Consider the following 14,094-nt stretch of genomic DNA (forward strand, 5'->3'; position numbering starts at 1 on the left):
CTGTACCGTCACACAGGGATGCGGCCTGAGGGCCGCCTCCGTATCCCGGGACTCTCCGCCCACGGAAACATACAAACATACAGTTGAAAACATGAGCCTGATTCGAAAGACATCGGGCTATTAGTACGGCTCGGCTTTGACATCGCTGTCTTTACACCTGCCGCCTATCAACGTCGTCGTCTGCGACGACCCTCTATGGAGCTCTCATCTCGCGGTGGGCTTCGCGCTTAGATGCTTTCAGCGCTTATCCCATCCGGACGCAGATACCCTGCCATGCGCCTGGCGGCACAACAGGTAAACCGGAGGTCCGTCCGTCACGGTCCTCTCGTACTAGTGACGGAACCACTCAAAACTCCTGCGCCCACGATAGATAGAGACCGAACTGTCTCACGACGTTCTGAACCCAGCTCGCGTGCCACTTTAATGGGCGAACAGCCCAACCCTTGGGACCTTCTCCAGCCCCAGGATGTGACGAGCCGACATCGAGGTGCCAAACCACCCCGTCGATATGAGCTCTTGGGGGGGATCAGCCTGTTATCCCCGGAGTACCTTTTATCCTTTGAGCGACGGAGTTTCCATACACGTCCGCCGGATCACTATGCCCCAGTTTCCTGCCTGATCGGCGTGTCTGCCTCCCAGTCAGGCGCCCTTATGCCATTACACTCCTTAAAACCGGTTACCAATCGGTCTGAGGGCACCTTTGGAAGCCTCCGTTACGCTTTTGGAGGCGACCACCCCAGTCAAACTACCCACCAAGCAGTGTCCGCACTTCAAGCGCGTTAGACCTCAGACAGCCAAAGGGCCGTATTTCAAGGATGGCTCCAAAACCACTCGCGTGGCTCTTTCTCAGCCTCCGGCCTATCCTACACATCGGATGACCAAGGTCAGTGCTAAGCTATAGTAAAGGTTCACGGGGTCTTTTCGTCCCATCGCGGGTAATCGGCATCTTCACCGATACTACAATTTCACTGAGATCATGGTTGAGACAGCGTCCGGATCATTACACCATTCGTGCAGGTCGGAACTTACCCGACAAGGAATTTCGCTACCTTAGGACCGTTATAGTTACGGCCGCCGTTTACCGGGGCTTCAATTCAAACCTTCACCTGACAAAGCAGGATGAGCTCTCCTCTTAACCTTCCGGCACCGGGCAGGTGTCAGGCTGTATACTTCATCTTACGAGTTCGCACAGCCCTGTGTTTTTGGTAAACAGTTGCCTGGACCTATTCTCTGCGCCTCATATCGCTATGAGGACCCTTTATCCCGAAGTTACAGGGTCAGTTTGCCTAGTTCCTTAACCATGAATCTCTCAACGCCTCAGTATGCTCTACCCGTCTACCTGTGTCGGTTTGCGGTACGGGCTGTCCTACGGTTAGGCTTAGCGGATTTTCTCGGGAGTCTGATTACCGGCGCTATTGGATTCCACCGAAGAGGAATCCATACTATCAGTTCGGCTCAAGTCCGGATTTGCCTGGACCTCTCATCACCTACACTCTTCAACGGGGACTTCCGTCGCCCCGCGGCCGTGCCACTGCTCCGTCTCCACTTCGCCCGTAAGACAAGTGACGGAATATTAACCGTCTCTGCCATCGGATGCGCCCTTAGGCTTATCCTTAGGACCCGACTTACCCCGGGATGACCAGCATTGCCCGGGAAACCTTAGACTTGCGGCGGGGGCGAATCTCACGCCCCTTAGCGTTACTTATACCTACATTTGCGTTTCCAATGTCTCCAGGATCGCTCACGCACACCATTCGACAACATTGGAATGCTCCCCTACCGATACTTTTATTATTTGCTATCCCGCGCCTTCGGCGTCCCGCTTACACCCGATTATTATCCATGCCCTGACCCTCGACCAGTGAGCTGTTACGCACTCTTTGAAGGAATGGCTGCTTCCAAGCCAACTTCCTGGCTGTCACCGGGACTGGACTTCGTTAGACTGACTCGGCGGAAACTTCGGGGCCTTAGACGGCGGTCCGGATTCTTCTCCTCTCGGGGACGGACCTTAGCACCCGCCCCCTTACTGCATGGATGCAGAAACAAAGCATTCGGAGTTCGGAAGGACTTGACAGGCGGTGAAGCCCTCGCGTCCTATCGGTCGCTCTACCTCTTTGTCTTATCTCCACACGCGGCACCTAAATGCCTTTCGGGGAGTACGAGCTATCTCCAAGTTTGATTGGCCTTTCACTCCTACACACACCTCATCCAGAAGCTTTTCAACGCTTATTGGTGCGGACCTCCATCAGGTGTTACCCTGACTTCATCCTGGACATGTGTAGATCACTTGGTTTCGCGTCTACCACCTCCAACTTAACGCACGATAGGTGCGCCCTGGCTAAAAATAAGCCAAAACCGCCCTCTTCAGGCTCGCTTTCACTACGGATGCGTGTCTCATGACACTTATCCTCGCTGGAGACGGTAACTCGTAGGTTCATTATGCAAAAGGCACGCCGTCACTGCTAATGCAGCTCCGACCGCTTGTAGGCGGATGGGTTCAGGATCTCTTTCAACCTTCTTCATCGAAGTGCTTTTCACCTTTCCCTCACGGTACTGGTTCACTATCGGTCTCATTCGAGTATTTAGCCTTGCCGGATGGTCCCGGCAGATTCACGCAGAATTCCTCGTGCTCCGCGTTACTCAGGATACCGCTATGCCTCCCTTAAGCTTCGGATACAGGATTATCACCTTCTATGACGCCGCTTTCCAGCAGCTTCTCCTCACCCTTAGAGTACAATGGCGCGGTCCTACTACCCCAATGATGCGGTGACACATCACCGGTTTGGGCTCTTCCCCGCTCGCTCGCCACTACTGGGGGAATCATTAACTTATTTTCTCTTCCTGGAGGTACTAAGATGTTTCAGTTCCCTCCGTTAGCCCCGGTCCTATAACGACCGGTAAGTCCGAAAACTTGGGTTGTCCCATTCGGATATCCGCGGGTCAAGGGTCATTTGCACCTCACCGCGGCTTATCGCAGCTTATCACGTCCTTCTTCGCCTGAATGAGCCTAGGCATCCACCATCCGCCCTTTCTTACTTTCGAGTCATCTTCCGTCCCATTGCTGAGACTTCAGATGCCGCTCATACTTTCAGCTGTATTGTCTACAGATTAAGTCTCTGTGAAACTTTTTATTCATGCAGGCAGTTACAATGTAACTGCGTACACAACTACTACAGTTTTGCTTGTGTCAATATGTCAAAGATCTGTCTCAAGGTAAAAGCAAGGCACAAAAGAACTCACGTCCTCACTGCTCTCACTCTCCCTCAACGTGGAGAATAACGGATTCGAACCGTTGACCCCCTGCTTGCAAAGCAGGTGCTCTAGCCAGCTGAGCTAATCCCCCGTAGGGAATGAAATAAAGAGTAGTCCCAGGCAGACTTGAACTGCCGACCTCCACATTATCAGTGTGGCGCTCTAACCAACTGAGCTATAGGACTGTCATGCAATTCGCATTGCCGCTCTTCTAAATCATTTAAAACAGATAGCGTAGACAAGAAGCTCCAGGGAAAGGAAACATTCCTGCTTCAAAAAAAGCGTCTCTCCAGAAAGGAGGTGTTCCAGCCGCACCTTCCGGTACGGCTACCTTGTTACGACTTAGCCCCAATTACCAGTTTTGCCCTAGGCCGATCCTTGCGGTCACGGACTTCAGGCACCCCCGGCTTTCATGGCTTGACGGGCGGTGTGTACAAGGCCCGGGAACGTATTCACCGCGCCATGGCTGATGCGCGATTACTAGCGAATCCAGCTTCGTGGGGTCGGGTTGCAGACCCCAGTCCGAACTGAGGGCGGATTTAATGATTCGGGATACCTTGCGGTAACCCTGCTCGCTGTACCACCCATTGTAACACGTGTGTAGCCCCGGACGTAAGGGCCGTGCTGATTTGACGTCATCCCCACCTTCCTCACACCTTACGGCGGCAGTATCTCCAGAGGGCCCAGCACTACCTGATGGCAACTGAAGAAAAGGGTTGCGCTCGTTATGGCACTTAAGCCGACACCTCACGGCACGAGCTGACGACAACCATGCAGCACCTTCACTGAAGCCCCGAAGGGCAGCTCCATCTCTGAAGCCTTCCTCAGCAATTCAAGCCCGGGTAAGGTTCCTCGCGTATCATCGAATTAAACCACATGTTCCTCCGCTTGTGCGGGCCCCCGTCAATTCCTTTGAGTTTCACCGTTGCCGGCGTACTCCCCAGGTGGGATGCTTAACGTTTTCACTTGGCCACATACCCTAAGGGGCATATAGCGGGCATCCAGCGTTTACCGTGCGGACTACCAGGGTATCTAATCCTGTTCGATACCCGCACTTTCGAGCATGAGCGTCAGTAGCGCTCCCGTCAGCTGCCTTCGCAATCGGAGTTCTTCGCCATATCTAAGCATTTCACCGCTACACGGCAAATTCCACCAACGTCGTGCGTACTCAAGTCAAACAGTTCGCGCTGCAGTGCGGATGTTGAGCAACCGCATTTCACAACACGCTTATCTGACAGCCTGCGCTCCCTTTAAACCCAATAAATCCGGATAACACCAGAACCTTCCGTATTACCGCGGCTGCTGGCACGGAATTAGCCGGTCCTTATTCATGCGGTAACTGCAAAAACATACACGTATGCTCCTTTATACCCGCATAAAAGCAGTTTACAACCCATAGGGCCGTCATCCTGCACGCTACTTGGCTGGTTCAGGCTCTCGCCCATTGACCAATATTCCTCACTGCTGCCTCCCGTAGGAGTCTGGACCGTGTCTCAGTTCCAATGTGGGGGACTTTCCTCTCAGAACCCCTACTGATCGATGACTTGGTGGGCCGTTGCCCCGCCAACTATCTAATCAGACGCATCCCCATCCTAAGGCGATAAATCTTTGCTCCTCTTCAGATGGCCTCATAGGAGCACATAAGGTATTAGACCACATTTCTGCGGATTATCCCTTACCTCAGGCCAGGTTGGATACGCGTTACTCACCCGTGCGCCGGTCGACGACAGCAGAAGCAAGCTCCCGCTTCGTTTCCCCTCGACTTGCATGTGTTAGGCCTGTAGCTAGCGTTCATCCTGAGCCAGGATCAAACTCTCCATTGTAAAATTGTCTATAATGTGTAATGTGATCGAAAACACACTACCGTTAGTCTGTTCAGGACGCTTATCCTTTATTGAAGTGGAAGTAACTAATCAAAATTGATCGGTTCGTTTCTTTTACCCAAGTCATACACAACATCTTCTATATTGCTATATATAATATAATGTGTACAACTCGCTTCTTGTACTACTTCTCTGTCTATGTAAATCTTCTCAAAGAACTCTTATCTTTTGTTGCCAACCGGCGTATTTCCGGAAAGCGAGTGCAAAGGTATAGACTTTTACAATACCTGCCAAATATTTCTCCAACTTTTTTTCTTTTTTTTATTATTGCCGTATGTAAGCATCGGCAGGCAAAGGACTTTTGCGCTACGGTGAGGGGACTACAGCATACTGATAGGAGGATGCTGTGACTCAGAATACGACTCAGTAGAGCAGCACAAGACCGGCAAGAGCCGCATAACCAATCATATGTATAGGGTTGATCTTCAGGAAGAAAGTGCCATAGAAGGTAGCACAGAAAAGCAGCACACTGATGGAGAACTGCCAAAAAGAAACAGAGGGACTGCCGAAGTTGTCTGCATTGAGCAGCATGATAGTGGCTGCGGCTAACAAGCCCACAACAGTAGGCCGCAATCCCATGAAGACACTCTGTACGGCACGCGTCTTCATATATTTCATAAATATCTTACTGATGAGTATCATCAACACGAAGGAAGGGAGAATCAGCGAGAATGTGGCAATGGCAGATCCGAGAATCGCCATCACATTGCCCATGCCGGCGTTGTGGACGGCAGTATAACCACAGTAGGTGGCTGAGTTGATGCCGATAGGACCGGGGGTCATCTGACTGATGGCCACGATGTTGGTAAACTCCGCACTCGTGAGCCAGTGGTGGTTATGTACAGTCTCCATCTGAATGAGTGAAAGCATCCCATAGCCGCCACCGAATCCGAAGAGACCTATCTTAAAGAATGTCCAGAAGAGTTGTAGGAATATCATTATTATGCGATATATTTCTCAGCAATTTATTTCTTAACTATTCTACCATAGACATATCCGCCTGCACCGGCTGCAATGATGATCCATATTGGGTTGACATGACAGGCACAGATGAGTAAGGCTCCGGCAATAGGAATCCAACAGTTGCCGAGATGGATCTTCGCGCTCTTGGCGAGGTTGAAGGTAGGTACAGCGATAAGTGCCACGACAGCAGGACGGATACCGTTGAACATCGCGGCTATCCAGTGGATCTGCATGAAATGATGAAACACCATCGCAATAAGTAGAATGAAGAGGAAAGAGGGGAGTACGGCACCCAACGTGGTGCACAGTGCTCCCTTTTCTCCTTTGACCTTATAGCCGATAAACGTAGCAATGTTCGCAGCAAAGACACCCGGACAGCTCTGTGCAACGGCGATAAGGTCGAGGAAGTCATTTTTATTGACCCACTTGTTCTTCTCCACAACCTCTGATTCGATGATCGGAATCATGGCGTATCCACCCCCAAGGGTGAATGCGCCAATCTTGAAGAAAGTCTTGAATAATTGGGTATAAAGACTTTTGGATTGATTAACCATATTTATTTATGCTCTTCGATCCACTTCCTTGCATTGACAAAGGCCTCAATCCACGGTGTCACATCATCGTTGCGATGCTCTGCGGGATAGTAAGCGCACTGCCAGGGAAAGATAGCGCGCTCCGGATGCGGCATCATAGCGAGATGACGGCCGTCAGCGGAGCAGATACCTGCCACGTTGTAATCAGAACCGTTCGGGTTGCCCGGATATTCAGCGTAGTTGTATTTTGCCACGACGTTGTAGTGATCCTCGGGTTCAGGGAGATAGAAGCGGCCCTCTCCGTGAGCCACCCAGATGCCGAGCTTGTCATCACTCAGCGAAGAGAGCATCACACTGTTGTTCTGTGGGATAGAGAGACAGAGGAAGGCACTCTCAAACTTCTGTGAAACATTGTGCGTGAGATGCGCACGATGCTTGTGTTCGGGGTTGATGAGGTTGAGCTCCACCATGAGCTGGCAACCGTTGCAGATACCGAGCGAGAGCGTATCCTTACGGGCATAGAACTTGTCGAGAGCCTCCTTTGCCTTCGGGTTGTAAAGGAAAGCACCCGCCCAGCCCTTGGCAGAACCTAACACATCGGAGTTGGAGAAGCCACCGCAGAACACAATCATATTGACTTCCTCCAAGGTCTCACGCCCACTGATGAGGTCGGTCATCATCACATCTTTCACATCGAAGCCGGCGAGCCACAGGGTGTAAGCCATCTCACGGTCACCGTTTGTTCCCTTCTCACGGATAATGGCAGCCTTCGGACGTTGAGAGTTGAGAGTTGAGAGTTGAGAGTTATGATTACCTTCAGCCTCCCAACGGTCGGGGTTCAGACCGAGAGCAGAGAATGTACCCTTGAAGTTGCCGAGGCGGATTTCTAAGGGCTGCTTCTTATAGTTGAGGAAGCGCTTGTGGGCCATGCCACCCATGCTCTGACGACGGTCGAGAAGATAGGAAGTCTTATACCAGGTGTCGCGCAGGCTGTTGATGTCGAACTCGTGTTTCCACTCGTCCTTCACAATGACAATCTTACGCTCAGCCGGTGTGGGATAAGCAATCTTAGCGAAGGCAATGCCTGCCTCCCCGAAATATTCCTTCAGCTCTTTTTTATGCGTGTCGGAGACCTGGATGATGACGCCCGGGTTCTCGGCGAAGAGCATCTTTACCACATCGTCGTCGTCCTGGATGATGTCGTGGAGGTTGACATGCATACCGCCTTCCACATTGGCGAAAGTCATTTCCAAGAGGCAGGTAATGAGACCACCGGCCGAGATGTCGTGGCCGGCCATGATCCAGCCCCTCCGGATGAGATCCTGCACGGCATTGAAACAGTCGGCGAAATACTCGCTGTTCTTCACCGTCGGCACATCAGAGCCAATCTTTCCGAGGGTCTGAGCGAAGGCGGAACCACCGAGACGCTGCTCGTCGAAAGAGAAGTCTATATAGTATAAGGATGAGTTTTTGTCGTTGACCAGCACAGGGCTGACGGTCTTGCGCACGTCGCTCACCTCGCCTCCGGCAGTAACGATGACGGTACCCGGCGCGATAATCTTCTTTCCGTCAGGATATTGCTGAGTCAGCGAGAGCGAATCCTTACCCGTCGGAACATTGAGGCGGAGCGAGCAGCAGAAGTCACTGAGAGCCTCGACGGCGGCATAGAGCCGTGCGTCCTCACCTTTCTGAGAGCGGCACGGCCACATCCAGTTGGCTGAGAGGTTAAGGTTCTCTATCGGGAAAGGATGATCCTTGTCGGTAGCGATCGGCGCCCACACGATGTTTGTCAGGCTCTCTGCAACAGACAGCACACTGCCTGCTGCGGGATCAGCCATACCGGCCTGCGGAGCATGACCGAGGGCTGTAGCGATACCTGCCTGCCCGCGGTAGTCGAGCGCCACCACGCCGCAATCGGAGAGCGGAAGCTGCACCTGTCCCTGTGTCTGCTGGCGTGCCACCTTACCTGTCACGGAGCGATCCGCCTTGTTGGTGAGCCAGTCCTTACATGCCACAGCTTCGAGCTGTAGCACATGGTTGAGGTATTCGTCAATCTTATCTGCGCTGTAAGTAGCATCCTCATAATGATGCTCCACTGTGACATCGCGCATGATGGTCCTCGGAGAGTGACCGAACATCTGTGCCACATCGAGGTCGAAAGGCTTCACACCATCGCCCTGAACGAAGGAGAAGTGGGCATCACCCGTGGTCTGACCTACGACATAGAACGGTGCACGCTCGCGCTCTGCCATCTTACGCACGCGCTCCACATGCCCGTCCTCGATGAGCAGGCCCATACGCTCCTGACTCTCATTGGCGATGATCTCCTTGGCAGAGAGCGTCTTGTCACCGATAGGCAGCTTGGTCATGTCAATCTCGCCACCGCAGTCTTCCACAAGCTCGGAGAGGCAGTTGAGATGTCCGGCCGAACCGTGGTCGTGGATAGAGGTCACGGGATTGTTGTCGGCCTCTACGAGAGCACGCACGAGGTTGTAGGCACGTTTCTGCATCTCGGGGTTGGCACGCTGCACGGCGTTGAGCTCCACGGCGGTGCCATAGCGGCCAGTGTCTACGGAAGATACGGAGCCACCGCCCAGGCCGATGCGGTAGTTGTCACCACCGACAACGACGATGTCCTCGCCTTTCTTCGGCTCTTTCTTCAGACAGTCGCGTTTCTTGCCATAACCCACGCCACCGGCAAGCATGATGACCTTGTCATAACCGTAGACCTCATCGGCGTGAGGAGTGAGGGGTGAGGATTGAGAGTTTTGATCACCTTGTGGGTGCACGAGCGTTTCCGTATCTTTTGTGCTCGTCTCATACTCAAAGGTAAGCACGGAACCCGTGATAAGAGGCTGACCAAACTTGTTGCCGAAGTCAGAAGCGCCGTTCGAGGCTTTGATCAGGATCTCCTCAGGCGTCTGATAGAGCCATTCACGCGGAGCGATCTTCTGCTCGTAGTCGCGTGCAGGCTTACCGTCGTCGTTTTTCAGGCGCGGATAGGAGGTCATGTAAACTGCCGTACCCGCGATAGGCCATGAGCCCGTCCCACCGCCCATGCGGTCGCGAATCTCACCGCCTGTACCCGTGGCGGCGCCATTGAACGGCTCCACGGTGGTCGGGAAGTTGTGAGTCTCCGCCTTCAAAGAGATGACACTCTCGATGGGCTTCACCTTGAAATAGTCGGCGGTGGTCTGATTCTCCGGTGCGAACTGCTCAATCATCGGCCCTTGAGCGAAAGCCACATTATCTTTATAGGCCGAGAGTATCTTGCCCGGATGGTCCTGCGTGGTCTTCTTGATGAGCGAGAAGAGACTTGACTCACGCTCCTCGCCGTCGATGATGAACGTGCCGCTGAAAATCTTGTGCCGGCAGTGCTCGGAATTGATCTGTGCGAATCCGAAAATCTCAGAGTCGGTGAGCGGGCGTCCGTTCTGCTTCTCTATCTTGTGTAGATATTCAATCTCTTCAGGACTCAAGGCGAGACCTTCCTCCTCATTATATTTCTCGATGTTCTCCACGTGCCTGATAGGCTCGGGCTCGTGGTTGACGGTGAAGATGGTCTGGTCGATACCTTTGTACATGCGCTGAAGCATGCGGTCGTGCTCAGCATCTTCACTCTTTACGGGGAAGTACTCCTCAATACGCGAAATGCCAGTGAGACTCATGTTCTGAGTGATCTCAACGGCATTGGTGCTCCAGGGGGTTATCATTTCACGGCGCGGACCCACGAAAAAGCCTTCGAGCTTCTTGTCGTCCAAAAGTGTGGCGTCACCATAAAGCCAGCAGAGGGCCTGCTTCTCCTTCTCACTGGGCTGATGGTCGATCTCAGTGGCAATGATATTCTCCTTGGGAGTCTTGAAGAAAAGAATCATAATCTGTAGAGATTTATAAAGTATGTGATGTTACGGTCTGGATAATCTGCGTGAATGCTACTGCTTGCAAAATTAATAAGATTTTCGGTAATTATATACGTTGCCGGCTATTTTGATTCGCACAAAGGTGTTAAAATCTGCTTTTTGACATACGACAGGCTCTGCGTCTACACCGTAATGGCAACGCCTCTACAGTGTAAAGGCATTGCGTCTACGCCGTAAAGGCAATGCGATTACGGCGTAAACGCAATGCCACCGCAGCACTGGTGACCGACGGCGACTTTCAAATGCGTACACGGGGATAGCGGCCGCCCATCCCTGTATCAAAGCCCGTTAAAAAACAGCATATAAAAGCAGCAGGCGGTTAAATAACTATAAAGAAGTGTCACCTTTTTGTTTTTCTTGTGTCTAATTATTAAATTTGACCACAAAAAGGAGAAATAACACAAGAAAAATTCAACTAATATGAGAAAGACACTTTTATTCGCAATGGTTGCCGGTGCGCTGCTCGTTACCAGTTGTGCCAGCAAGAAAGACCTGGTGAACTGCCAGAACGAGAACCGCGAGCTCACCAGCAATTATCAGGATGCCAAGGAGAAACTCGCTGCCGCCAATGCGCGCGTGGCAAGCCTGGAGGACCAGCTCGCACAGCAGAAGCGCGACAACGAGGCCCTACAGAGGAATCTCAGCCAGAGCCTGTCCAACACCAACTCCAACAATATCAACATCTCAAAGCTCGTCGACCAGATCAACGAGTCGAACCAGTACATCCGCCATCTCGTGGAGGTGAAGAGCAAGAGCGACTCGCTCAACATGGTGCTCACCAACAACCTCACGCGCTCACTGTCGAAGGAAGAGCTGAAAGAGGTCGACGTACAGGTGCTCAAGGGCGTGGTCTACATCTCACTGGCCGACAACATGCTCTACAAGAGCGGATCGTATGAGATCAACGACCGGGCCGAGGAGACCCTGTCCAAGATCGCAAAAATTATCACCGACTACAAAGACTACGATGTGCTCATTGAGGGCAACACCGATAACGTGCCCGTCAACACCGCCGCGCCAAGCATGAAGAACATCCGCAACAACTGGGACCTCTCCGCACTGCGCGCCAGCTCTGTCGTACAGTACCTCATCGACCACTTCAACGTAGCCCCCAAGCGCCTCACAGCCGGCGGCCGCGGTGAGTTCAACCCGCTTGTAAGCAACGACACGGAGCTCGGACGACAGCGCAACCGCCGCACGCAGATCATCATCACGCCGAAGCTCGACCAGTTCATGGACCTCATCGACAAGGCTCCGGAGGAGGGCAACAAATAACGGTTGACGGTAAGACCGTCCACATTATAGTAAATAGGGTTCACCGCCATTGCAACGGAATGTCATTCCTATGTAATGGCGGTTTCACCTCCCAACTGTCAAACAATTTATCCTTATTTAACCCAATTGGATAACATTTGTTACCCATCAGAAATGAAATTATTGCGTAATTTTGTAAACTACATACGACAATCAGTAGAACTTTAACTGTTAAATCATAAGCTATGAACAAAAATCTCACTGTCGCGCTGGCGTGCGTACTGGCAATAGGGACCTCACTCTCTTCCTGCAAGATGAAGAAGGGCGGGCACATCGCAGTCGATGACGACGCAGCCAAGAAAGTGTATGTGGCTCCGGGCCACTACGATGAGTACTACGATTTTGTCTCGGGAGGCTTCTCCGGGCAGCTCGCCGTGTACGGCATTCCCTCAGGTCGTCTGCTGAAGGTCATCCCTGTCTTCTCTCAGTGCGCCGAAGACGGCTATGGCTACAATGAGAATACCAAGCCGTTGCTGATGACGTCCTTTGGCTTCGTGCCATGGGGTGACTCCCATCACACCCAGCTTTCAGAGACTGACGCCATGTATGACGGGCGTTGGGCCTTCATCAACGAGAACAACACGCCACGTGTTGCCCGCATCGACCTCAAGCGTTTCCAGACGGCAGAGATCATAGAGGTGCCCAACACCGGCGGCGATCATGCCTCACCCTTCATCACGTGCAACACGGAGTATGTCGTGGCCGGATCACGTTTCTCGGTGCCTTTCGACTTTGAGAACGGTGACGTCGCCATCAAGGACTACAAGAAAGACTTCCGTGGCACGGTGTCTTATATTAAGGTGGACAAGAATACCGGCCACATGAGCCTTGACTTCCAGCTTGCCGTGCCCCCGTTCAACTACGACCTGAGCCACAGTGGAAAGGGTCCGTCGGCCGACTGGAGCTTCTTCACCTGCTATAACACGGAGATGGCACACTCCATGTTGGAGGTTAACGCCAGCCAGAACGACAAGGACTACATCCTCGCCATTAACTGGAAGAAAGCCGCGGAGCACGCTGCCAAGGGCGATTTTGTCTGGAAGAACGCAAAGTACGCCCACAACGTCATGGATTTCGCCAAGAACCAGGCCACCTCAGAGATTCTGAACAAGGTGAAGATGATCGATACGAAGAAGTTCCACGACTTCCTCTATTTCATTCCCTGTCCCAAATCACCCCATGGTGTTGATGTCGACCCGACGGGAGAATATATCGTCGGCAACGGCAAGCTGTCGGCTAATCTCCCTGTTTTCAGCTTCTCCAAGATTCAGAAGGCCATCAAGGACAAACAGTTTGACGGTGAAGTCAACGGCATCCCCGTTATTAAGTATGAGGCTGCGCTTCACGGCGAGGTCCAGTCACCTGGCCTCGGCTCGCTCCACACGGAGTTTGACGCTGACGGCAATGCCTATACCAGCTTCTTTATCTCTTCAGAAATCGTAAAATGGAACCTCAAAACCCTGCAGATCGAAGACCGCGTACCCACCTATTACAGTGTGGGGCACCTCTCTGTCTTAGGCGCCGACACCAAGAAGCCTTACGGCAAGTACATGGTCGCCTACAATAAGATCACAAAGGACTGCTTCCTTCCCACAGGCCCCGAGCTCTGTCAGGCTGCCCAGCTCTACGATATTAGTGGCAAGAAGATAAAGCTCATCCTGGAGTTCCCGTTGGTGGGTGAGCCCCATTACGCTTCCGCCATCCCCGCCGACATGGTGAAGCCCAACTCTATACAGTTCACCCGACTGTCCGAAAACAAGAATCCCTATAAGCTCAACTCCGCTCAAGAAGCGCGTGTGGAGCGTCATGGCAAACGCGTTGATGTCTACATCGCCGCCATCCGCAGCCGCCTGGTGCCCGACAACATCGAGGGCATCAAGATGGGTGATGAAGTCTACTTCCACGTCACCAACATCGAGCAGGAATGGGACATCCCCCATGGCTTCGCCATCAAGGGTATGAACAACGGCGAGCTCCTCGTCATGCCGGGTGAGACCTGCACGCTGAAATACGTTCCCAACCGTGTAGGCATCCTTCCGATGTACTGCACCGACTTCTGCAGTGCGCTCCACCAGGAGATGCAAGGCTACATCCGCGTCAGCCCTGCAGGCAGCAACGTACCCCTGAAATTCACGATCGACGACAAACTGCCAAAGGATTTCAAGGTCTCCAAGCCCACAACACAGGCTGGGGCACCTAAGACCGGCCACAACAGAAAATAACAACCAT

Annotated in this window: 5 protein-coding genes, 2 tRNA genes and 2 rRNA genes; 2 read left to right on the forward strand and 7 right to left on the reverse strand. The window is 52.6% G+C overall.

Going from position 1 to position 14,094, the window contains the following annotated elements:
- Positions 1–100 precede the first annotated feature (100 nt).
- The 7 genes from PREMU_RS10570 to purL all read right to left on the reverse strand — a co-directional run bounded on the left by PREMU_RS10570 (position 101) and on the right by purL (position 10,506).
- Positions 101–3,042, reverse strand: a 23S ribosomal RNA gene (locus PREMU_RS10570).
- 227 nt (positions 3,043–3,269) lie between these two features.
- Positions 3,270–3,343: transfer RNA gene (locus PREMU_RS10575), tRNA-Ala, on the reverse strand.
- 20 nt (positions 3,344–3,363) lie between these two features.
- Positions 3,364–3,437, reverse strand: a tRNA-Ile gene (locus PREMU_RS10580).
- A gap of 108 nt (positions 3,438–3,545) precedes the next feature.
- A 16S ribosomal RNA gene (locus tag PREMU_RS10585) occupies positions 3,546–5,075 on the reverse strand.
- Together the 16S and 23S rRNA genes with 2 tRNA genes alongside form the textbook arrangement of a ribosomal RNA operon.
- Before the next feature lie 423 nt (positions 5,076–5,498).
- A complete protein-coding gene (locus PREMU_RS10590) occupies positions 5,499–6,074 on the reverse strand; it encodes a chromate transporter (protein WP_007575214.1) in 576 nt (191 codons plus the stop codon).
- Between the two features lie 26 nt (positions 6,075–6,100).
- Positions 6,101–6,652 (reverse strand): chromate transporter, encoded by a 552-nt coding sequence (locus PREMU_RS10595; protein WP_007575216.1) that lies wholly within the window; start codon positions 6,650–6,652, stop codon positions 6,101–6,103.
- Between the two features lie 2 nt (positions 6,653–6,654).
- Complete coding sequence (purL, locus tag PREMU_RS10600; RefSeq protein WP_007575217.1) at positions 6,655–10,506, reverse strand: phosphoribosylformylglycinamidine synthase; 3,852 nt, start codon at positions 10,504–10,506, stop codon at positions 6,655–6,657.
- A gap of 465 nt (positions 10,507–10,971) precedes the next feature.
- Here purL and PREMU_RS10605 point away from each other — a divergent pair, with 465 nt between their 5' ends.
- Both PREMU_RS10605 and nosZ read left to right on the forward strand, forming a co-directional pair.
- A complete protein-coding gene (locus PREMU_RS10605; protein WP_007575218.1) occupies positions 10,972–11,826 on the forward strand; it encodes an OmpA/MotB family protein in 855 nt (284 codons plus the stop codon).
- A gap of 224 nt (positions 11,827–12,050) precedes the next feature.
- Positions 12,051–14,087 carry a Sec-dependent nitrous-oxide reductase gene (gene nosZ / locus PREMU_RS10610; protein ID WP_007575219.1) on the forward strand — a complete coding sequence of 679 codons (2,037 nt, stop codon included), beginning with the start codon at positions 12,051–12,053 and terminating at the stop codon, positions 14,085–14,087.
- Positions 14,088–14,094: the final 7 nt, after the last annotated feature.

Source organism: Hallella multisaccharivorax DSM 17128 (assembly GCF_000218235.1).
GTDB classification, from domain to species: domain Bacteria; phylum Bacteroidota; class Bacteroidia; order Bacteroidales; family Bacteroidaceae; genus Prevotella; species Prevotella multisaccharivorax.